This window comes from Streptomyces sp. NPDC090106 (assembly GCF_044747265.1).
Classification (GTDB): domain Bacteria; phylum Actinomycetota; class Actinomycetes; order Streptomycetales; family Streptomycetaceae; genus Streptomyces.
The window spans coordinates 23139-43002 of record NZ_JBIVDS010000015.1 but is presented as its reverse complement, the minus strand read 5'-3'; the positions used below and the strand labels follow the sequence as shown (position 1 = coordinate 43002).

The following is a 19864-nucleotide window of genomic DNA, read 5'->3' as shown; positions in this document are numbered from 1 at the left end:
CGTGATGGCGTTCACGGCTGTCGGAGGGAACCCGAGTGGCCGGGGATTCGCTCTTTCTCCACGCATCGGAGCGGATCACGCACATCACACGAACCGGGAGCAGCTCGTGACAACGCCTGACATATCGGCGCGGCGCGTACTGGGGGCCTGCGCCGTCCTGGCGGTCGGCGCCCTGACCCTCACCGCCTGCGGCGGCGACGCCAACGCCAGGAACGAGGACGGCAAGGGCGGCGGGGACTCCTCCAGGACGTCGTCCGCGAAGATCGTCATCTCGGCGAAGGACGGATCGACCGGCGCGTCGATCAACGCGACGGGCGTGAAGGTCAGCGGGGGTGAGCTGACCACCGTGAAGATGACCGTCGCGGGGACCGGGCAGGACGTGCCGGGCACCCTCTCCGCGGACGGGGGCAGCTGGAAGCCCAAGGAGCAGTTGGAGCGCGGCACCAAGTACGAGATAGCGGCGAGCGCGAAGGACACCGAGGGGCGCGCGTCGGCGGCGGACTCGACGTTCACCACCGTCTCGAAGGAGAACAGCTTCATCGGGACGTACACGCCGGACGGCGGGACGACGGTGGGGGTCGGGATGCCGGTGTCGTTCACCTTCGACAAGGCGATCGGCGACAAGAAGGCCGTGCAGTCGCACATCACGGTGACGTCGAGCAGCGGGCAGCAGGTCGTCGGGCACTGGTTCGGGGAGCAGCGCCTGGACTTCCGGCCGCAGGAGTACTGGAAGGCCGGCTCCAAGGTCACGATGAAGATCGACCTGGACGGTGTCGAGGGCGCGAACGGCGTGTTCGGGGTGCAGGAGAAGGTCGTGACGTTCACGATCGGGCGGTCGCAGGTGTCGACGGTCGACGTGAACACGCAGACCATGACGGTCGTGCGGGACGGCAAGACGCTGAAGTCGGTGCCGATCTCGGCGGGCAGCGCGGAGTTCACCACGTACAACGGGCAGATGGTGATCTCGGAGAAGTACGCGAAGCTGCGGATGGACAGCCGGACGGTCGGGCTCGCCAACGCCTATGACATACCGGACGTGCCGCACGCGATGCGGCTGACGCAGTCGGGGACGTTCGTGCACGGCAACTACTGGTACAACAAGGGGAATCCGCCCTTCGGGCAGCAGGGCACCAGCCATGGCTGCGTCGGGCTCCAGGACGTGCAGGGCGGGCAGGCGGACACGAACGCCAAGTGGTTCTACGACAGCTCCATCGTCGGGGACGTCGTGATCGTGAAGAACTCCCCCGACAAGACGGTGACGCCGGACAACGGCCTCAACGGGTGGAACATGGCGTGGAGCGAGTGGACCGCGGGGAGCGCCGTCTGAGCCGCGGGTGAGGGCGCGACGGGCGGCGGGCGGGCGTTCCGTGAGCGGAGGGCGCCGTGCGGGCGCCGATGCGCCGTCCGGTCGGCGTCGCGCCGCAAGTGCCGTCTGACCGGCGGCTTTTGACGGATCTTCGGGCCGCGTGGGAACTTCTCACGCGGCCTGGGCGTTTTCTGTGCGCACGTTTTCTCGGTTCCCGGACATGATGTCCGACCGAGGGGCTACGGTATGCACCCACAAGGTGACATGCAGCAACGCCGGGAGAAACCTTGAGCGTTCCGTACGAGACAGCAGCGTACGAGCCACGCGAGTCGCCCGAGTCTCCGGAGGAGCATCTCGCGCGGCTCCTCGGTCGCGCGCTGAACTCCTTCGAACTGCCTGACGAGGCCATAAGGCGGCTCGACTGCGCGCTCGCACACGACAGCTCGCTGCACTCCGCGCACCACAGCGCGGGGCTGCACCGCGAGACGTACCGCCACACCTGGCTGCTCGCGGACGGTTCGGCGCTCACGTTCTGGGAGCTCGTGCACAACACGGCGCCGGGCAGCGAGCCGCAGCACGAGGTGTACGTCGACGAGGAGGAGCTGCGGGCGGCGACGGCGCGGCTGCCGTTGCCTCCGGACGCCCCGGACTTCGAGCTGCCGGTGATGGTGCAGTTGTCGCCGATGCCCGCGCCCCGGCACACGTACGTGCCCGACGACTCGGCGGATCACGCGCGCCGGGTGCTGCGCCGGGCGGAGAACCCGGACCGGCCGGGCGCCGAGACGGCGGCACTGCTGCGGGAGGCGTTCGCGCACCAGATCACGCAGGCGTTCGGGCGGCCGTGCCGCGCGGGGCGCATCGGGTTGTGCTTCTCGCTGTACGAGCACGCGTTCCTGCTGCGGGACGGCGCGGAGGTCTCCCTGTGGGAGGTCGAGCACACGGCCACGCCCGACGGGCGGCACATGTGCGAGGTGTACGTCAGCGAGGACGCGGCCCGGGACGCGATGGAGCGCCGGGCGGCGCGCGTCTCGTGACCGAGGCGCGCGGGATGTCGTAAGGCGCTGTCAGCGGCCGTTGAGCTGGCGGACCAGGCCGGCGAACGCGTCGCGCTCCGCCGCGGTGAGCTGGACGGACTCCAGGGCCGGAGGGGCCTGCCGCTGGTACGGGAGCGCCGAGAGCGGGGTGGCGTTCCCCCACAGGGCGGCTCCGTTGCGGGTGCGGCGCAGAACGTGGGTCAGGCCGACAGCCCAGACGACGGTCGCCAGGGCGAGGACGGCGAGGCCCGTCAGCTGGTAGATCGAGACGTGCTCAGGCATGCGCCCCAGTAGACACCAGCACCCCGGACTTTGACCCCGGATCGTGATGTATCTCGCAGGTGGTGCGAACAACTCACAGGTGCTCAAAGAGACATAGCACCGCGACGGCCGGCCGCTGCGCCCTCCGGGGAGGAGCTGCGGCCGGCCGTCGCGACGGGTGGAGCGGGGCCGGGGGCTAGGCCGCCACGGGCTGCTTCGCCTCGGCCGCCGGGGCGACGGCGGACGTGTCGGCGCCGGCGGTCTCCAGGCCGGGGGCGTCCTTGCGCAGGCCCTTCAGGAGGATCACCAGACCCGCGGTGATGCAGGTGCCGATCGCGATGGCGAGCAGGTACAGGAACGGCTTGCCGATCAGGAAGGTGACCCAGATGCCGCCGTGCGGGGCGCGCAGGGTGGAGCCGAAGGCCATGGTCAGCGCGCCGGTGACCGCGCCGCCCGCCATGGAGGCGGGGATGACGCGCAGCGGGTCGGCCGCGGCGAAGGGGATCGCGCCCTCGGAGATGAAGGAGGCGCCGAGGACCCAGGCCGCCTTGCCGTTCTCGCGCTCGGTCGGGGTGAACAGCTTCTTGCGGACCGTGGTGGCCAGCGCCATGCCCAGCGGGGGCACCATGCCGGCGGCCATCACGGCGGCCATGACCTTCATCGCGGAGTCGCTCGGGTCCTGCACGGCGATGCCCGCGGTGGCGAAGGCGTAGGCGACCTTGTTGACCGGGCCTCCGAGGTCGAAGCACATCATCAGGCCGAGAAGGACACCGAGCAGGATCGCGTTGGTGCCGGAGAGGCCGTTCAGCCAGTCCGTCATGGCCTTCTGGGCCTCGGCGATCGGCTTGCCGATGACGATGAACATCAGGAAGCCGACGACGATCGACGAGACCAGGGGGATCACGACCACCGGCATGATCCCGCGCAGCACCTTGGGGATGCTGATCCGCTGGATGGCGAGGACGACTCCACCGGCCAGCAGACCGGCGACCAGGCCGCCGAGGAAGCCAGCGGCGATGTTGACGGAGATCATGCCGCCGACGAAGCCGGGCACGAGACCGGGCCGGTCCGCCATGCCGTAGGCGATGTAGCCCGCGAGGACGGGGATCAGGAAGCCGAAGGCGACGCCGCCGATCTGGAAGAGCAGCGCGCCCCAGCTGTCGACCTGGCCCCAGTCGAAGTGCTCGGTGACGGACTTGGCCTCGTTGATCTGGTAGCCGCCGATCGCGAAGCCGAGGGCGATCAGCAGACCGCCCGCCGCGACGAACGGCACCATGTAGCTCACGCCGGTCATCAGCCACTTGCGCAGCTTGGTGCCGTAGCTGTCGCCCTCGTCGCCCGCGCGCTCCACGGGGGTGGAGGCGGCCCCGGGGGCGCCCGTCACCTCGCCGCGCGCCGCCTTCCCGCGCACCTCCGTGATGAGTTCGGCGGGACGGTTGATGCCCGCCTTCACGCCCACGTCGACGGTCGGCTTGCCTGCGAAGCGGTCCTTGTCGCGCACCGGGACGTCATGGGCGAAGATCACGCCGTCCGCCGCCTCGATGACGGCCGGGTCGAGCCGGGTGAACCCGGCCGAGCCCTGCGTCTCGACGACGAGCTCGACGCCCGCCTCCCGGCCCGCGTTCTCCAGGGACTCGGCCGCCATGTAGGTGTGGGCGATGCCGGTCGGGCAGGAGGTGACGGCGACGATACGGAAGGGCCGCGCGGCGCTCGCGTCGGAGCGCGCGCCCGAGTCCACCTCGGCGCTCGCGCTCGCGCCCACGCCCTCACCCGCGTCCGCGTCCGCATCCGCACCACCCGGCGCCGGCGCCGGGTCCGTGTCACCCGTGGTGGCGTCGGCGGAGGCCGCCCCCGACGCCACCACGGAGTCCGAAGAGGCGCTCGCCGCGGGCGCGTCCCCGCGGATGAGCGCCGCCGCGCCCGCCGCGTCGCCCGCCGAGCGCAGCGCGTCGGTGAACTCGGCGTTCATGAGCTGCCGCGCCAGGGACGACAGGATCGTCAGATGGGCGTCGTCCGCGCCGGCGGGAGCGGCGATCAGGAAGATCAGGTCGGCGGGACCGTCGGCCGCGCCGAAGTCGATGCCGGCGGCGCTGCGCCCGAAGGCGAGCGTCGGCTCGGTGACGTGGGCGCTGCGGCAGTGCGGGATGCCGATGCCGCCGTCGAGGCCGGTCGGCATCTGGGCCTCGCGCGCGGCGACGTCGGCGAGGAAGCCCTCCAGGTCGGTCACCCGCCCCAGGCTCACCATGCGTTCGGCGAGGGCGCGCGCCGCCGCTTCCTTGGTCTCGGCGGACAGGTCGAGATCGACCAGGTCCGCGGTGATCATGTCGCTCATCGCGGGCTCCTTCGCACGCGTATCGCCCATGGAACGGAGTGGGCGGGGGTGGTGACGGGGACGGGGGTGCAGTGGGGGGCTGTGGGGTGGGGAGCGGTGCCGCGGGAGGCGGCGGGGAACCGCGCCGCCGGAGCGGGGGCGGGGGCAGGGGCGGTCGTACGGGCGCGTGCGCCGGTCATGGCACCGGTCACGGCTCCTGTCACGGCGCCCGTCATGACGCCGGCTCCGTCAGGACACGGTCCGTGGGGATCTCGGACGTGACCGTCACGGCGCCGTGGTCCAGGTCGGCCGGGGTCGGCATCACGCTGCCGGGCAGCTGGACGGCCGCCGCGCCGTGCGCGACCGCGGAGGCGAGCGCGTCCGGGCCGGTGCCGCCGGCGATGAGGAAACCGGCGAGGGAGGAGTCACCGGCGCCGACGTTGCTGCGGACGGCGTCCACACGCGCGTGGCCGAACCAGGTGCCGCCCGCCTCCACCAGGAGCTGCCCGTCGGCGCCCAGGCTCGCGAGCACGGCGTGTGCGCCCATCTCGCGCAACTCCTCGGCCGCCTTCACGGCGTCGCCCACGGTCGCCAGGGGGCGCCCGACCGCTGCCGCGAGCTCCTCGGCGTTCGGCTTCACCACGTCGGGCCGCTCGCGCAGCGCCTCCAGGAGCGCGCGCCCCGAGGTGTCCAGCGCGATACGCGCGCCACCGGCGTGCGCCCGCGCGACGACATCGGCGTACCACGACGGCGCGAGCCCTCGCGGCAGGCTCCCGCAGCACGCGATCCAGTCCGCGCCCCCCGACTGCTCGCGCACCGTGTCGAGGAGCAGTTCCTGCTCCTGGGCCGAGAGTTCCGGACCCGGCGCGTTGATCTTCGTCAGGACACCGTCGGACTCCGCGAGCGCGATGTTGGAGCGGGTGGCGCCCGCGACCGGGACCGGCGCGACCTCGATGCCCTGCGCGTCGAGCAGATCCGCGACGAGCGCCCCCGGCGCACCACCCAGGGGCAGCACCGCGACCGTGCGCTGCCCGGCGGCCGTGACGGCGCGCGAGACGTTCACGCCCTTGCCACCGGGGTCCATGCGCTCGCCGGTCGCGCGGATGACTTCGCCGCGCTCCAGGGAGGGGACCTCGTAGGTGCGGTCGAGGGACGGGTTCGGGGTGACGGTGAGGATCATGCGCGCACTACTTCCGTACCGCCGCGCTCGATGGCGGCGGCGTCTTCGGGGCTCAGCCCGCTGTCGGTGATCAGCAGGTCCACGTCGCTCAGGTCGCCGAAGCGGGCGAAGTGCTCCTGGCCGTGCTTGGCGGAGTCGGCCAGCAGCACCACCCGGCGGGCGGCGGCGATCGCCGCGCGCTTCACGGCCGCCTCGGCGAGGTCGGGGGTGGTCAGCCCATGGTCGGCGGAGAAGCCGTTGGCCGCCACGAAGAGGACGTCCGCGCGGATCTCGCCGTACGCGCGCAGCGCCCAGGCGTCCACGGCGGCGCGCGTGCGGTGCCGTACGCGCCCCCCGACGAGATGGAGCTGGATGCCGGGGTGGTCGGCGAGGCGGGCGGCGATCGGGAGGCTGTGCGTGACGACGGTGAGCGAGGCCTCCAGCGGGACGGCGGCGGCCAGGCGGGCGACGGTCGTGCCGGCGTCGAGGATGAGGGTGCCCTCGGTGGGCAGTTCCGCGACGGCGGCCTTGGCGATGTGGTCCTTCTCGTCGGCCGCCGTCGTCTCGCGCTCGGCGAGGTCCGGCTCGAAGTCGAGGCGCCCGGCGGGGATGGCCCCGCCGTGCACGCGCCGCAGGAGGCCGGCGCGGTCGAGGGCCTTCAGGTCCCGGCGGATCGTCTCCGCCGTCACCTGGAACTCCTCGGCCAGCGACACGACGTCCACCCGGCCGCCGTCACGGGCGAGCCGGAGGATCTCCTGCTGCCGCTCCGGTGCGTACATGTCCGTTCGCCTCCGACTCGCCGTCCGGCCTTCTGTCCGGCTCGATGTCCGGCTCTCTGTCCGGCTCTCTGTCCGACCACTTCCGGATCGTGCCCGAACTTGTGGTTTCGCCTGGAGGCTACGTCCGGATTTCCGAAAAGTAAACAGGTTCGGACCCGATTCGGGCACGAACGGACCTCCGGGCCGGATCTGGACATGCCGAAGGGCCCGGCACCACCTCGGGTGCCGGGCCCTTCGAAGGCGTTCCGGGCGTTCCGGAGACGTCAGGAGCAGACCTCAGTGCACGAGCTCCGGGCGGGCCTCCTCACCCGGCAGCGCGCCCGCGGCCGCGTCCACGCCCTCCTCCGCCGGGCCCGCCGACGCCGCGGCCTCGGCCACCGCACGCCGCCCCGGCAGCGCGAACATCAGCAGGAAGATCGCCACCATCACGGCCGCGACCCAGCCCAGCGCGTGCTGGAACGCGTCCACGAACACCGGTCCCACCTGGTCCGGCCGCAGCCGGTCGGGGATCTGGTTGAAGAAGACCACCGAGACCAGGCCGAGCCCCAGCGCGTTGCCCATCTGCTGCATGGTGTTGATGAGTCCGGACGCCGAGCCCGCGTGCTCGCGCGGTACGCCGGACAGGACCATGTCGGTCAGCGGGGCGAAGATGAGGCCCATGCCGAGGCCCATCACGACCAGCGGGAGGGCCATCTGCCAGGGGGCGATGGCGGCGCCGTACCGCTCGGCCTCCCAGAGGTAGAGGGCGACACCGGCGGCCATGGTCAGCGCGCCCGTCTGGAGGACCGTACGGCCGCCGAGGCGCGGCACCAGCTTCTGCACGGACAGTCCGGCGGCCGTGGAGACGGCGATGGAGAACGGCACGCCGGTCAGGCCCGCCTTGAGCGGACGCCAGCCGAGTCCGACCTGCATGTAGAGCGTCCACACCAGGAAGAAGATGCCGAGGCCGATCCCGAAGACGGTCTGCACGGCGACGCCGGCCGCGAAGCTCTTCACCCGGAACAGGGAGAGCTCGATGAGGGGCGAGCCGTCCCGCGCGGTCTTGTGCTTCTCGTAGGCGACCAGCGCCGAGAACACCACCAGCGCGCCCGCCATCGAGGCGTACCCCCACAGCGGCCAGCCCAGCTCGCGGCCACGGGTGAGCGGGTAGAGCAGCATGAGCAGGCCCAGGGTCACCAGGGCGACGCCGACCAGGTCCAGCTTCATGGCCCGCGGGGCCCTGGACTCGTCGATGTAGCGGCTGCCGAGGAACAGCGCGGCGATGCCGACCGGCAGGTTGATGAGGAAGATCGGGCGCCACTCCAGGCCCAGGATGTCCCACTGGGTCAGCAGGGCCCCGAGCAGCGGCCCGGACACCGCGCCCAGCCCGACGATCGCGCCGAACAGGCCGAACACCTTGCCGCGTTCCTCCGCCGGGAACGTCGCGTGGACGATCGACAGGACCTGCGGGACCATCAGCGCCGCCATGCCGCCCTGCAGGAGCCGCGCCGCGACCAGCATCTCCGGGTTCGCCGCGAAGCCGCACAGCGCGGAGGCGAGGGTGAAGCCGCCGACGCCGAGGAGGAACAGCCGCTTGCGGCCGTGGATGTCGCCGAGCCGTCCACCGGTGATCAGACCGGCGGCGAAGGCGAGGGCGTAGCCGGCCGTGATCCACTGGATCTGGCTGACGGAGGCGCCCGCCTCGGCCTGGATGGACGGGATGGCGATGTTGACGATCGTGACGTCGACGAGGTCCATGAACGCCGCGGTCATCACGATCGCGAGGGCGATCCAGCGACGCCGGTCGGAGCCGATCGGCCTGCTCACTGAGGTTTCGGTGGAGGTCATACCCAGAAGCTAGAACCCCACTAGGCCAGATCGTGTCCTAGTTCTGCGGCATTCTCTGCACCATGACGACGGACACCCCGGCACGGCTGCTCCAGCTCCTCTCCCTCCTCCAGACGCCCCGCGAATGGCCGGGCGGCGAGCTCGCCGCCCGGCTCGACGTCTCCCGCCGCACGGTCCGGCGGGACATCGACCGGCTGCGTGAACTCGGCTATCCCGTGCAGGCCACCAAGGGGGCCGACGGCGGTTACCGGCTCGTCGCGGGCAAGGCGATGCCGCCGCTCGTCCTCGACGACGAGGAGGCCGTCGCCATCGCGGTCGGCCTGCGCGCCGGGGCCGGGCACGCGGTCGCCGGTGTCGACGAGGCGTCCGTGCGCGCCCTGGCCAAGCTGGAGCAGGTGCTGCCGTCCCGGCTGCGCCACCGCGTCTCCACGCTCCAGGCCGCGACGACCCCGCTGACCAGCGGCGACGGCGCGAGCATCGCCCCCGAGACGCTCACCGTCATGGCCTCCGCCATCGCCGGGAACGAACGGCTGCGCTTCGCCTACCGCGCGAAGGACGGCACGGAGTCGCGCCGCTCGACGGAGCCCTACCGGCTCGTCTCGACCGGACGCCGCTGGTACCTGGTGGCGTACGACCTGGACCGTGCCGACTGGCGGACCTTCCGGGTCGACCGGGTGAGCGAGCCGTTCGCCACGGGCGCGCGGTTCGCCCCGCGCGAGCTGCCCACCGGGAGCGCGGCCGAGTATCTGCGTCGGTCGATGTACCAGCGGCAGGAGACGTACCGCTTCGCCGTCACGTTCGCCGCGCCCGCCGAGACCGTCGCCGCCCGGGTGCCCGCGTGGCTGGGGACGCCCGAGGCGCTGGACGCGCGGCGGTGCCGGCTGAGCGGGACCACCGGGGACGCGCTGGACTGGATGGCGATCCGGCTCGCCATGACGGGCCTGGACTTCACGGTCGAGGAGCCCGCGGAACTCGTCTCGTGCGTACGGGAGGTGGGGTCGCGGCTGGTACGGGCCGGAACCCCTCCGACCCCGTAGGCCCTACGACCGCCCTGCGCGGACCCCGCCTACACACCCCCTACGCGGACGCCTCCTCCGCGGACCCCTCCCAGGCGAACCCCTTCAGCGCCCCCAGGTTGCGCACCGCCAGCCGCGCCGGGCCCTGTGGCCCGGCGGCCGGTGCGTCGCCGGCCACCCACGCCTCCACCGCCGTCCGCACGGCCGCGCTCGCCACGGCGGCGGCGAACCGCAGATCGGCAACGTTGTCGACGCCCCCAGTCCCAGCCCCGGTCCCAGCCCCGGTCGCAGTCGCAGTCGCGGCCCCGGTCCCAGCCACGACCTCGACCTCGACCTCGACCTCGGCCCCGGCCCCGGCCCCGGTCGCGTCCACCCGCTCCCGCAGCACCTCCGCCAGCGTCCGCTCCGACCCCAGGCACACCTCCGCCCACACCTTGCCGAGCGCGGGGCTGCTCTCCGCCAGGCGGATCAGGGTGCGGACCCACTCCCAGGAGGCCGCGGAGACCCCGGCGCCCGGGTCCAGGGTGCGGCGTACGGCGTGTTCGAGCGCCTCGGGCACGGAGAGGCCGGCCGGGGCCTGCCGTACCGCCTCCATCCAGCGCTGGGCGCCCGCGGCGTACAGGGGCGCGACGGCCTCTTCCTTCGTCGCGAAGTAGCGGTAGAACGTGCGCGGGGCGACACCGGCGGCCTGGGCGATGTCCTCGGCGCGGGTGGCGCGCAGTCCTCGCCGGGCGAAGAGCCCTGCCGCCGCCCGGGCGATCTCCATCCGGGTCTCCGCCTTGCGCCGCTCCGTGAGGGAGACCGGCGGGGTCGGTTTCGGTGCGGGGGTGGGGCTGCTCACACCGGCAGGCTATGCCCCTGTGACACAATCTGCCATTCGGCGGGCCACCCCGGGGTTCAGGTACGGGGTGCCCCGCCTTTCAGCGTGCCCGAAACGCCCGCGGCACGGCCCCGAACCCTCATCGGCGCGGCCCTGGACCCCTTCCCGTCTCCGGACAAGGCAAGAGCCGGACTCCGGCGCCCAGGGGGGGGAGAGGGCGCCGAAGCCCGGCTCGGGGAAGGTCCCGGCACCGGGGGGGTAGTGCGTCGGGACGTGGTCCGTGGTGGGCCCCGGACCGGTGTCCGGGACCCGAACTCTTGGGCCCTGAAGTCTTGTTCCCTGGCCCTTGCCTTTTGAAGCGGCGGAGGACCGCCGTGTTTGCGCCTGCTTTCGCGACCCGGCGCACAACCCCGGAGAGGGGTTACGCGACCGCGTCGAACCCGGTGTCGCGGGCCAGCTTCTTCAGCTCCAGCAGGGCATGCTTCTCGATCTGGCGGATGCGTTCACGGGTCAGACCGTGCTCCTTGCCGACCTCGGTGAGGGTACGTTCCCGGCCGTCGACGATGCCGTAGCGCATCTTGATGATCGACGCCGTGCGCTGGTCGAGGCGGCCGATGAGGTCGTCGAGCTCCTCGCTGCGCAGCAGGGTGAGCACCGACTGCTCGGGCGACACCGCGGAGGTGTCCTCCAGGAGGTCGCCGAACTGGGTCTCGCCCTCGTCGTCCACCGGCATGTTCAGGGAGACCGGGTCGCGGGCCCAGTCGAGGACGTCCGTGACGCGCTCGGGGGTGGAGCCCAGCTCCTGCGCGATCTCGGCGGGCTCCGGCTCGCGGCCGTGCTCGCGGTTGAACTCGCGCTGGACGCGGCGGATCCGGCCCAGTTCCTCGACGAGGTGGACGGGCAGCCGGATCGTGCGGGACTGGTCGGCTATCGAGCGGGTGATGGCCTGACGGATCCACCAGGTCGCGTACGTCGAGAACTTGAAGCCCTTGCGGTAGTCGAACTTCTCGACGGCGCGCACCAGGCCCGCGTTGCCCTCCTGGATGAGGTCGAGGAGGGGCAGCCCGGCACGCGGGTAGCGGCGGGCGACGGCGACGACGAGACGGAGGTTGGAGCGGATGAAGACGTCCTTGGCGCGTTCGCCCTCGTCGATCAGGGCCTGGAGCTCCTCGCGGCTCGCGTCCGCCTTGGACTCCTCGGTTCCGTCCAGGACCTGCCGCGCGAACACGCCCGCCTCGATGGTCTGGGAGAGCTCGACCTCCCTGGCGGCGTCGAGCAGCGGGGTGCGCGCGATCTCGTCGAGGTACATGCCGACCAGGTCGCGGTCGGCGATCTCGCCGGCGTGGGCGCGAACACTGCGTGCCTTGCCGACGGCCTCGCCGGAGGCGGACTGACGACGGGCGACGGCACGGGTTGCCATGCGTGTGCTCCCTTGCGATGTGGGCTGGCGGTGGTCCTGGACGCCTGGTCCTCGATGGTCCGGTGCTCTCCGGACTCTCCTCGGGTGCCCTGCATCCGATGGAAACAACGACTGGAATCAGGACAGAATTCCCAACCCGTCCCCCTATTTTTCTGATCTTGCAGTACCCTGTCCGGCCGCATGGCGGGAACGGCGTCGGCGCCGCGCCCGGAGGCGCAGGTCAGACCCTGGGGCGCGGGTACCCCGGCCCTGCGGACATCGCACCTTCGAGAGGTCCGTCACACTCGACGAGTGCCGCCTTCGGCCGTTCTCACACCCAGCAAGACGGTTCGCGCCGCCGGAAGGTTGCCGAACCGTCCCTGCTCACAGCGGATTCTCAGCCGAACTGCACCGACCGCTTCGCCATCCCCATCCAGAACCCGTCGATCACCGACTTCTGGGCGTCCAGCTCGCCGGAGACGTCGGCCGCCCCCATGGTCACGAAGAGCGGGGCGAAGTGCTCGGTGCGCGGGTGGGCGTAGCGGCCGGCGGGGGCCTTGTGGAGGAAGTCGAGCAGCGCGTCCACGTCCCGCGCCTCCAGCGCCTTGCGGCCCCAGTCGTCGAACTCCGAGGACCAGGTGGGCACTCCCCCGCCGGTGTGCCGCAGGGCGGCGAGGTTGTGGGTGAAGAAGCCGGAGCCGACGATCAGCACGCCCTCGTCGCGCAGGGGTGCCAGGCGCCGCCCGATCTCCATCAGCTTCACCGGGTCGAGGGTCGGCATGGAGATCTGCAGGACGGGGATGTCGGCGTCCGGGAACATCTCGACGAGCGGGACGTAGGCGCCGTGGTCGAGTCCGCGGTCGGGGATGTCCTGGACGGGGGTGCCGGGTGTGCGGAGCAGCTTGCGTACGGATTCCGCCAGCCCGGGTGCGCCGGGAGCGTCGTACCGGACGCGGTAGTAGTGCTCGGGGAAGCCCCAGAAGTCGTAGACGAGCGGGACGGGGTCGACCGCGCCGATGGCCAGGGGGGCCTCCTCCCAGTGGGCGGAGACCATGAGGATCGCCTTGGGGCGGGGCAGGTCGGCGGACCAGGCCGCGAGCTGGCCGGGCCAGACCGGGTCGTCGGCGAGGGGCGGGGCGCCATGACTGAGATAGAGAGCGGGCATGCGTTCCTGAGTGGCGGCGGACATGGCGCGACTCCCCTCGGAGGGTGTTCTGCGAGACAGGGACAGTTACTTGAAGTCTAAAACTTCCAGTCACAGGCAACCGTACGCCCGAGTTGTTTAAGATTCAAGGAGACTTCTCGTACAGTGGGAGACATGGCCGAAGACCCCGTATGGCTCACCGCCGAGGAACAGCTCGTCTGGCGTTCCTACATGCATGCCACCACCCTTCTCGAGGACCACCTCGATCGCCAGTTGCAGCGCGACGCGGGTATGCCGCACATCTACTACGGACTGCTCGTCGGCCTCGCCGAGGCACCCGGGCGGCAACTGCGGATGACCGAGCTGGCGATGAAGGCGAAGATCACCCGGTCCCGTCTCTCGCACGCGATCGCGCGTCTGGAGAAGAACGGCTGGGTGCGCCGCGAGGACTGCCCCTCCGACAAGCGCGGCCAGTTCGCGATCCTCACCGACGAGGGCCACGAGGTGCTGCGCCGCACCGCCCCCGGTCATGTCAGCGCCGTGCGCCAGGCCATGTTCGACCGGCTCACCCCGGAACAGCAGAAGTCCCTCGGCGAGATCATGCAGATCGTCGCCGAGGGACTTCAGCCGAGCGAAGCGGGTGCGGATCTGCCCTGGCTCCGCTGAGCCAGGGCAGATCCCGATACGTCACCGTCGTGTCCGCCGCGGTGCGTACGGAGCGTCCCCGTCCCCGTACGCACGGGGCCCGAAGGGGTACGACCGGACAGCCGTAGGTCGTCCGAAGGGGGACGACCGGACGGTCGTCGTCAGTGGGCGACGACCGGGACCGCCAGCTCGTCCACGGCGCCCTCCTCGGACCCGGTGACCGTGGTCGAGCCGGGGCGGCCGGCGTTGACCAGGGTCACCACGATGACCGCGGCAAGGACCAGCATGCCGACGGCGAGCCAGACGGCGGCCGTGTAGCCGTGGACCATGCCCTCCAGCTGGACCAGCTGCTGCTGCGAGCGGGAGCCCGCACCGGCGATGTGGTCCGAGATGTAGCTGGTCGTGGCGGACGCGGCGATCGTGTTCAGCAGGGCCGTGCCGATCGCGCCGCCCACCTGCTGCGAGGTGTTGACCATCGCGGAGGCGACACCGGCGTCCCGGGGCTCGACGCCCAGGGTGGCCAGCGACATGGCCGGCATGAACGCGGTACCCATGCCGAGGCCGAGCAGCAGCATCGACGGCAGGATGACCGAGGCGTACGACGAGCCGATCTCCATCCGGGTCAGGAAGAGCATGCCGCCCGCCGCGACCAGGAAGCCGGGGCCCATCAGCGCCCGCGCCGGGACGCGGGTCATCAGCCGGGTGCCGATCTGGGTGGAGCCGACCATCATGCCCGCGATCATGGGCAGGAAGGCGAAGCCGGTCTTGATCGGGGTGTAGCCCTTGATGACCTGGAGGTAGTAGGTCAGGAAGAGGAACGTGCCGAACATCGCGATGATGGCGATGCCGAGCGAGAGGTAGATGCCGCCGCGGTTGCGGTCGGTGACCACGCGCAGCGGCAGCAGCGGGGCCTTGACCTTGGCCTCGGTGACGACGAACGCGATCAGCAGGACGGCCGAGGCGATGAACAGGCCGACGGTGGTGGTGTCGCCCCAGCCCTCGGACTCGGCGCGGGTGAAGCCGTAGACCAGCGCGACCAGGCCCAGGGTGGAGAGCAGGACGCCGGGGATGTCGAGCGGGTTGCGGTTGCGCCCGCCCTCGGGCTCACGGATGACGAAGTACGCGCCGAGCGCGGCGATGACCGCGAACGGGATGTTGACGAAGAACGTCCAGCGCCAGTCCATGTACTCGGTCAGCACACCGCCGAGGATGAAGCCGACCGCGCCGCCGCCACCGGCGATGGCACCGTAGATGCCGAACGCCTTGGCGCGCTCCTTGGCGTCCGTGAACATCACGGCGAGCAGGGAGAGCGCGGCGGGCGCGAGCAGCGCGCCGAAGACGCCCTGGAGGGCGCGGGCGCCGAACATCATCGCCTCGTTGGTGGCGGCGCCGCCGAGCGCGGAGGCCGCGGCGAAGCCGACCAGGCCGATGACGAAGGCGCGCTTGCGGCCCCACAGGTCGGCGATCCGGCCGCCGAACAGGAGCAGACCGCCGAAGGCGAGCGCGTAGGCCGTGATGACCCACTGCTTGTTGCCGTCGGAGATGCCCAGGTCCTGCTGGGCGGAGGGCAGGGCGATGTTCACGATGGTCGCGTCGAGGACGACCATCAGCTGGGCGAGCGCGATGAAGACGAGCGCCTTCCAGCGGTTGGCGTCACCGGACGGTGCCGGTGCGCCGGGAGCCTTGGAGGCTGTTTGAGACATGGGGATACCCACTTCGGGACTTCGTGACGGAAAAAGGGCGTGAAAAGGGACGGATCGGCGCCGATGGCGATCGGTGCGGACCTTCAGCAGGGACTGCGGAGTGGGACCGGAATCATCGGTCGGGACCGGTGCGCGCGGACGGATGGATCAGGTCCGGCGGGACAGGTCACGTCGAGCCAGGTCGAGTCAGGTCAGGTCGAGGTCGAGGTCGAGTCAGGTCGAGGTCGAGGTCGAGGTCGAGTCGGGAACGGTCTGTCAGGACTGGCGCAGGTCCTCCATGCTCAGGGCCGTGCCGGGCAGGGTGGAGCGGGCCGGGGCCCGCAGTCCGTCCAGGAACAGCTGAAGGGTGCGGTGCACGAAGCGGTCGCCGATGAGGCAGCCGGTGCCGGCCGGGGGCCGGGAGAGCTGGGCCACGACGACCATCAGGTCGCCGACGCTGACGTCCGGCCGCAGCTGCCCCGCGGCACGGGCCCGCTCCATGAGCTCCTCGACGAGCTGCTCGACGCGTTCACGCGACGCCATCAGGTCGGGGTGGTTCTGGTCGAAGGTGGTCTGGATCATCGGGCACAGCGCGCTGACCCGCTCGTCGGCGGAGATGTGCACGAAGCGTTCCAGGGCCTCGAAGGCGTCCCCGCTCTCCGCGACGGCCACCTCGGCCGCCTCGGCCGTGCGGTCCATCACGGAGCAGACGACCTCGCGGACGAGGGCGTCGCGGTCGGGGAAGTTGCGGTACACCGTGGCATTGCCGACGCCGGCCCGGCGGGCGACCTCGTCGAGCGGCACGTCAGGCCCGAACTCGACGAACATCTCCCGGGCGGCGGTGACGATCCGCTCCCGGTTGCGCAGGGCGTCGGCGCGCGGCCGGGTCACCTTTCGCTGCACGGGGGTCGCGGTCTGCACGGCGTACTCCTTGATCAGTCGGCCGGTTGATCCGGGGAGGGACTCCCCGTTTCAGGTGAACACCCTTCTAAACGGGGAGACGCTCCCCGGTTATTTCGGGTTGAGGGGAAGATTTCATGTGACCTGAATCACTGCCGCCGATCCCAGAACCCCACGTTCGGCCGCTCCAGCGCGCGCCCCCGCACCCCGCGACCCAGGGTGATCGAAAGGGCGCAGCCAGTGGACCGGGGCTGCCGTGGCGGAGAGGGCCGTGCATGGAGCAGACCAGCCGTCGGATACGCCCGCGCCGGGTCGCCGCCCTCGCCTCCATGACCGCACTGACCCTGGCCGTCAGCACCTCGGCGGGCACGGGCCGGCTGGTCACGGCGCCGGCGCCGGCGGGCGCCGGTCCGGTCGCGCTGGCCCGCACCGCCGCCCACGGCCCCTGTCTGATCCGCGGCGGCTCGGCGATCCAGATGTCGGAGGGCGTCCCCACCTCCGGCGGCTACTCCCGCTCCACCGGCACGGTCCGCGCCCTCACCCTGATGATCGACTTCTCCGACGCGAAGGGACCCGGCGACGCCCTCGACCGGTTCCGCGAGTTCTTCCCGCAGACCCAGGACTGGTTCCGCACCAGCTCCTACGGCCGTCTCGACTACCGCCCCGAGACCCCCATCCCGGGCTGGCTGCGCATGCCGAAGCCCTTCACGTCGTACGGCATAGAGCGCGGTGCGCCCTTCGACCCCGGTTACCGGGAACTGGTCCAGGACATCGTGTCCGCCGCCGACCCGAAGGTGGACTTCCGGTCGTACGACTTCCTGAACGTGCTCGTCACGCCGAACGCCGGGCCGTCCGCGCTGGACACCGTCCTGTCGGTGACCTTCGCGGGCAATCCGGACGCCCCGGTCGCCGACGGGGTCCCCGTGGCCAACGCGTCCTTCGTCTACTCCCGTCAGGACGACGGCTCCGGCTCCTACGCGCAGACCGGCTACCGGGTGCTGCCGCACGAGAACGGGCATGTCTTCGGGCTGCCCGACCTCTACACCCAGGAGGGCGGCGGTGCGGTCGGGCACTGGGACATCATGAGCGAGGACTGGGGCGCCGACAACGACCTCCTGGGCTGGCACAAGTGGAAGCTGGGCTGGCTGGACGCCACGCAGGTCGCCTGTGTCTCGGGCGCGGGCACCACCGACCACGTGCTGACCCCGCTGGCCCGCGCGGGCGGCGCGAAGCTCCTGTTCGTGCCCGTGTCGGGCCGTACCGGGTACGCCGTCGAGCTGCGCACGCACGAGGGCAACGACGCGGCGGTGTGCCGCCCCGGGGTGCTGATCTACAAGGTCGACGCGGACGTGGACACCGGCATGGGACCGGTGACGGTCTACGACTCGCGGCGCGACAGCGGGGGGTGCACGCGCAGCCCGAACGTCCACGCCGAGCTGTCGGACGCGCCGTTCACGGTGGGCGAGGAGTTCGTCGACCGGAAGGAGGGCATCCGTATCGCGGTGGCGGAGGCGGACGCCGTCGGCGACCACCGGGTCCGGGTGACGCGGCGCTGATCACCCGCTTCCCGGATTACCGTAGGGCTCCCGCGACCGCCGTACCGCCGTACCGGAGACCCGATGCCGACCAAGACGACCATGGACGCAGTCGACCCCGTGGACACCATGGATGAGCGGGGTTCGGCCGGCGTCGTGCCCGCGGAGGCCGTCACCCCGCTGATCCGCGGGATCACGGTGCTGCGGGAGCTGACCGAGGCGGGCGGCACCCTCAGCCCGAGCGCCCTGGAACGGGCGACCGGCCTGGCCCGCTCCACGGTCGACCGCATCACCGCCACCCTGGCCCGCATGGGATACGTCCGGCTGGACGGCCGGGACGTGGTCCTCACGCCGGGCCTGATGGACCTGGGCAACGCCTATCTCGCCGCGCTGCGGCTGCCCTCGCTGCTCGACGCCCGCGCCGACGAACTGGCCGACGAACTCGACGAGTCGGTGTCGCTGGCCGTCGCCGACCGGGACGGCATCCGCTTCATCCACCAGGCCACGCGCCGCCGCGCGATGTCCCTCAGCTTCCGCATCGGCGACCTGCTGCCCGCCGAACGCACCGCGCCCGGCGCCCTGTTCGCGACGGAGTGGACGGAGCGGGAGTGGCGGGCCTGGCGCGAGCGCCGGGCGGCGGACCCCGAGGACCGCGGCTTTCCCGCCGTACCGCCGCGCGAACACGCGGGCCCTGACGAGGAGTTCGAGCGGCGCGCGGAGCAAGCGGGCACGGACGGCTGGTCGTTGGACGACCAGCTGATCGAACCGGGCCTGGTCGCGGTGTCGGTACCGGTACGCGATCCGCGCACCGGACGGATCGTGTGCGCGGCGAGCGTCGTCAGCCACACCAGCCGGCACACCGCGGCGGGCCTGCGCGACACCCTGCTGCCCCGGCTGCGGGCGGCGGTCGCCGACATGGAACGGGAACTGCGGCGCACCCCCGCTCCCGACACGGGCGCGGGCCCCTCCGGCCTGGCGACCTGGACGGGCGCCTCCAAGCAGGAACTGGGCCGTGAGTTCATCGAGTCCCTCGCCCGGGGACTGACGGTCCTTACCGCCTTCGGCGAGGGCCGGGCCGCCCTGACCCTCACGGAGGTCGCCAAGGCCACCGGCCTCGCCCGGGCCACCGCCCGCCGGGCCCTGATCACCTACGAGCACCTGGGCCTGGTCAGGGCCACGGAGCACCGCACGTTCACCCTGACCCCCCGGGTCCTCTCCCTCGGCTTCCCGCCGCTGGCCCGCACCTCCCTCGCCGACATCGCCACGCCCCACCTGGTCGGGCTCTCGGCCGGCATCCACGAATCGGCGTCCCTGGCGGTGCTCACCCCGGCGGGCGACGAGATCCAGTACACGGCCCGCGTCGCCACCAACCGCGTGATGAGCGTGAACCTGACCGTCGGAACCCGGCTCCCGGCGTACGCCACGTCCATGGGCCGGGTGCTCCTCGCCGACGTACCGGTGACCGCACGCACCCTGGGCCCGCTGACCCCGCTCACCGCCCGGACGATCACCGACCCGACGCGGCTGGCCCGGCTCCTCACCGACGTCCGCGCCCAGGGGTACGCCCTCGTCGACGAGGAACTGGAGGCCGGCCTGCGCTCCATCGCCGTCCCGGTGCGCGACCGCTCGGGCCGGGTCGTGGCGGCGCTCAACACGGCGATGCACACCACGCGCCGGACCCCGGAGGAATGCGTGACCGCCCTCCTCCCCCACCTGCGCGCCGCGGCGGACGCGATCGAACGGGACTTCCACGCAGCGGGAAGGTTCACCCGCGTGCCCACGGCATGACCCACGGGACCCACACCCGGCCGGCCCACCACCCCCGCCCAGACCCTGCCCCTGACCCAGCCCCTGCCCCTGACCTGCGCGAACAGGAACGCACCCACCGCCGATCCCTTATCCGCTACGCTAGTCGCCGGGTCTCACCGAGATCCCCCCGCCTTCGTAGCTCAGGGGATAGAGCACCGCTCTCCTAAAGCGGGTGTCGCAGGTTCGAATCCTGCCGGGGGCACAGCTCATGCAGCAGGTCAGCGTGGAAGAGGCTCC

At 71.9% G+C, this 19864-nt stretch carries 16 protein-coding genes and 1 tRNA gene; 7 read left to right on the top strand and 10 right to left on the bottom strand.

From position 1 onward, the window contains the following. Positions 1-106 precede the first annotated feature (106 nt). On the top strand, positions 107-1327 hold the full coding sequence (locus ACIPSE_RS37690) for an Ig-like domain-containing protein (protein ID WP_401672075.1): 1221 nt from the start codon (positions 107-109) through the stop codon (positions 1325-1327). A 266-nt stretch (positions 1328-1593) separates the two neighbouring features. Further along, positions 1594-2340, top strand: coding sequence for a DUF6227 family protein (locus ACIPSE_RS37685; RefSeq protein WP_401672073.1), 747 nt, complete (start codon positions 1594-1596; stop codon positions 2338-2340). 30 nt (positions 2341-2370) lie between these two features. Here the strand turns inward: ACIPSE_RS37685 and ACIPSE_RS37680 are convergent, their stop codons facing one another. From ACIPSE_RS37680 to ACIPSE_RS37660, 5 genes are all read right to left on the bottom strand, one after another. Next, positions 2371-2622 carry a hypothetical protein gene (locus ACIPSE_RS37680; RefSeq protein WP_401672071.1) on the bottom strand — a complete coding sequence of 84 codons (252 nt, stop codon included), beginning with the start codon at positions 2620-2622 and terminating at the stop codon, positions 2371-2373. A 175-nt stretch (positions 2623-2797) separates the two neighbouring features. After that, positions 2798-4933 (bottom strand): fructose-specific PTS transporter subunit EIIC, encoded by a 2136-nt coding sequence (locus ACIPSE_RS37675; RefSeq protein WP_401672068.1) that lies wholly within the window; start codon positions 4931-4933, stop codon positions 2798-2800. A gap of 211 nt (positions 4934-5144) precedes the next feature. After that, on the bottom strand, positions 5145-6092 hold the full coding sequence (gene pfkB, locus ACIPSE_RS37670) for a 1-phosphofructokinase (RefSeq protein WP_401672066.1): 948 nt from the start codon (positions 6090-6092) through the stop codon (positions 5145-5147). Further along, positions 6089-6850, bottom strand: a complete 762-nt coding sequence (locus ACIPSE_RS37665) for a DeoR/GlpR family DNA-binding transcription regulator (protein ID WP_401672063.1) — start codon at positions 6848-6850, stop codon at positions 6089-6091. Before ACIPSE_RS37665 ends, pfkB begins: the two co-directional genes overlap by 4 nt. A gap of 276 nt (positions 6851-7126) precedes the next feature. Beyond that, on the bottom strand, positions 7127-8677 hold the full coding sequence (locus ACIPSE_RS37660) for an MFS transporter (RefSeq protein WP_401672060.1): 1551 nt from the start codon (positions 8675-8677) through the stop codon (positions 7127-7129). Positions 8678-8739: 62 nt separating this feature from the next. On the opposite strand from ACIPSE_RS37660, the gene ACIPSE_RS37655 reads away from it, so the two are divergent. Beyond that, on the top strand, positions 8740-9714 hold the full coding sequence (locus ACIPSE_RS37655) for a helix-turn-helix transcriptional regulator (RefSeq protein WP_401672058.1): 975 nt from the start codon (positions 8740-8742) through the stop codon (positions 9712-9714). A gap of 40 nt (positions 9715-9754) precedes the next feature. Here ACIPSE_RS37655 and ACIPSE_RS37650 read toward each other — a convergent pair whose 3' ends face one another. The 3 genes from ACIPSE_RS37650 to ACIPSE_RS37640 form a co-directional block, all read right to left on the bottom strand. After that, complete coding sequence (locus ACIPSE_RS37650) at positions 9755-10534, bottom strand: TetR/AcrR family transcriptional regulator (protein WP_401672055.1); 780 nt, start codon at positions 10532-10534, stop codon at positions 9755-9757. 400 nt (positions 10535-10934) lie between these two features. Then, on the bottom strand, positions 10935-11933 hold the full coding sequence (locus ACIPSE_RS37645; protein WP_401672053.1) for an RNA polymerase sigma factor RpoD/SigA: 999 nt from the start codon (positions 11931-11933) through the stop codon (positions 10935-10937). Between the two features lie 376 nt (positions 11934-12309). Further along, positions 12310-13101 carry a dioxygenase gene (locus tag ACIPSE_RS37640; protein ID WP_401672050.1) on the bottom strand — a complete coding sequence of 264 codons (792 nt, stop codon included), beginning with the start codon at positions 13099-13101 and terminating at the stop codon, positions 12310-12312. A gap of 129 nt (positions 13102-13230) precedes the next feature. Here ACIPSE_RS37640 and ACIPSE_RS37635 point away from each other — a divergent pair, with 129 nt between their 5' ends. After that, complete coding sequence (locus ACIPSE_RS37635; RefSeq protein ID WP_401672048.1) at positions 13231-13722, top strand: MarR family winged helix-turn-helix transcriptional regulator; 492 nt, start codon at positions 13231-13233, stop codon at positions 13720-13722. Between the two features lie 140 nt (positions 13723-13862). On the opposite strand, the gene ACIPSE_RS37630 is transcribed toward ACIPSE_RS37635, so the two are convergent. Together ACIPSE_RS37630 and ACIPSE_RS37625 are read right to left on the bottom strand one after the other, a co-directional pair. After that, positions 13863-15404, bottom strand: coding sequence for an MFS transporter (locus tag ACIPSE_RS37630; RefSeq protein ID WP_401672046.1), 1542 nt, complete (start codon positions 15402-15404; stop codon positions 13863-13865). A gap of 255 nt (positions 15405-15659) precedes the next feature. Further along, a complete protein-coding gene (locus ACIPSE_RS37625; RefSeq protein ID WP_401672043.1) occupies positions 15660-16304 on the bottom strand; it encodes a TetR/AcrR family transcriptional regulator in 645 nt (214 codons plus the stop codon). A gap of 254 nt (positions 16305-16558) precedes the next feature. Here ACIPSE_RS37625 and ACIPSE_RS37620 point away from each other — a divergent pair, with 254 nt between their 5' ends. The 3 genes from ACIPSE_RS37620 (at position 16559) to ACIPSE_RS37610 (ending at position 19829) form a co-directional block, all read left to right on the top strand. Continuing rightward, positions 16559-17839 carry a M6 family metalloprotease domain-containing protein gene (locus tag ACIPSE_RS37620; RefSeq protein ID WP_401672041.1) on the top strand — a complete coding sequence of 427 codons (1281 nt, stop codon included), beginning with the start codon at positions 16559-16561 and terminating at the stop codon, positions 17837-17839. A gap of 63 nt (positions 17840-17902) precedes the next feature. Further along, on the top strand, positions 17903-19606 hold the full coding sequence (locus ACIPSE_RS37615) for an IclR family transcriptional regulator C-terminal domain-containing protein (protein WP_401672039.1): 1704 nt from the start codon (positions 17903-17905) through the stop codon (positions 19604-19606). A gap of 150 nt (positions 19607-19756) precedes the next feature. After that, positions 19757-19829 (top strand) — tRNA-Arg (locus tag ACIPSE_RS37610). Positions 19830-19864: the final 35 nt, after the last annotated feature.

Excerpts from the sequence above, each read along its gene's own strand:
- ACIPSE_RS37660 (WP_401672060.1), bottom strand. The coding sequence starts at position 8,677 with ATGACCTCCACCGAAACCTCAGTGAGCAGGCCGATCGGCTCCGACCGG.
- pfkB (WP_401672066.1), bottom strand. The coding sequence starts at position 6,092 with ATGATCCTCACCGTCACCCCGAACCCGTCCCTCGACCGCACCTACGAG.
- ACIPSE_RS37665 (WP_401672063.1), bottom strand. The coding sequence starts at position 6,850 with ATGTACGCACCGGAGCGGCAGCAGGAGATCCTCCGGCTCGCCCGTGAC.
- ACIPSE_RS37645 (WP_401672053.1), bottom strand. The coding sequence starts at position 11,933 with ATGGCAACCCGTGCCGTCGCCCGTCGTCAGTCCGCCTCCGGCGAGGCC.
- ACIPSE_RS37655 (WP_401672058.1), top strand. The coding sequence starts at position 8,740 with ATGACGACGGACACCCCGGCACGGCTGCTCCAGCTCCTCTCCCTCCTC.
- ACIPSE_RS37635 (WP_401672048.1), top strand. The coding sequence starts at position 13,231 with ATGGCCGAAGACCCCGTATGGCTCACCGCCGAGGAACAGCTCGTCTGG.
- ACIPSE_RS37630 (WP_401672046.1), bottom strand. The coding sequence starts at position 15,404 with ATGTCTCAAACAGCCTCCAAGGCTCCCGGCGCACCGGCACCGTCCGGT.
- ACIPSE_RS37615 (WP_401672039.1), top strand. The coding sequence starts at position 17,903 with ATGCCGACCAAGACGACCATGGACGCAGTCGACCCCGTGGACACCATG.
- ACIPSE_RS37675 (WP_401672068.1), bottom strand. The coding sequence starts at position 4,933 with ATGAGCGACATGATCACCGCGGACCTGGTCGATCTCGACCTGTCCGCC.
- ACIPSE_RS37680 (WP_401672071.1), bottom strand. The coding sequence starts at position 2,622 with ATGCCTGAGCACGTCTCGATCTACCAGCTGACGGGCCTCGCCGTCCTC.
- ACIPSE_RS37640 (WP_401672050.1), bottom strand. The coding sequence starts at position 13,101 with ATGTCCGCCGCCACTCAGGAACGCATGCCCGCTCTCTATCTCAGTCAT.
- ACIPSE_RS37620 (WP_401672041.1), top strand. The coding sequence starts at position 16,559 with ATGGAGCAGACCAGCCGTCGGATACGCCCGCGCCGGGTCGCCGCCCTC.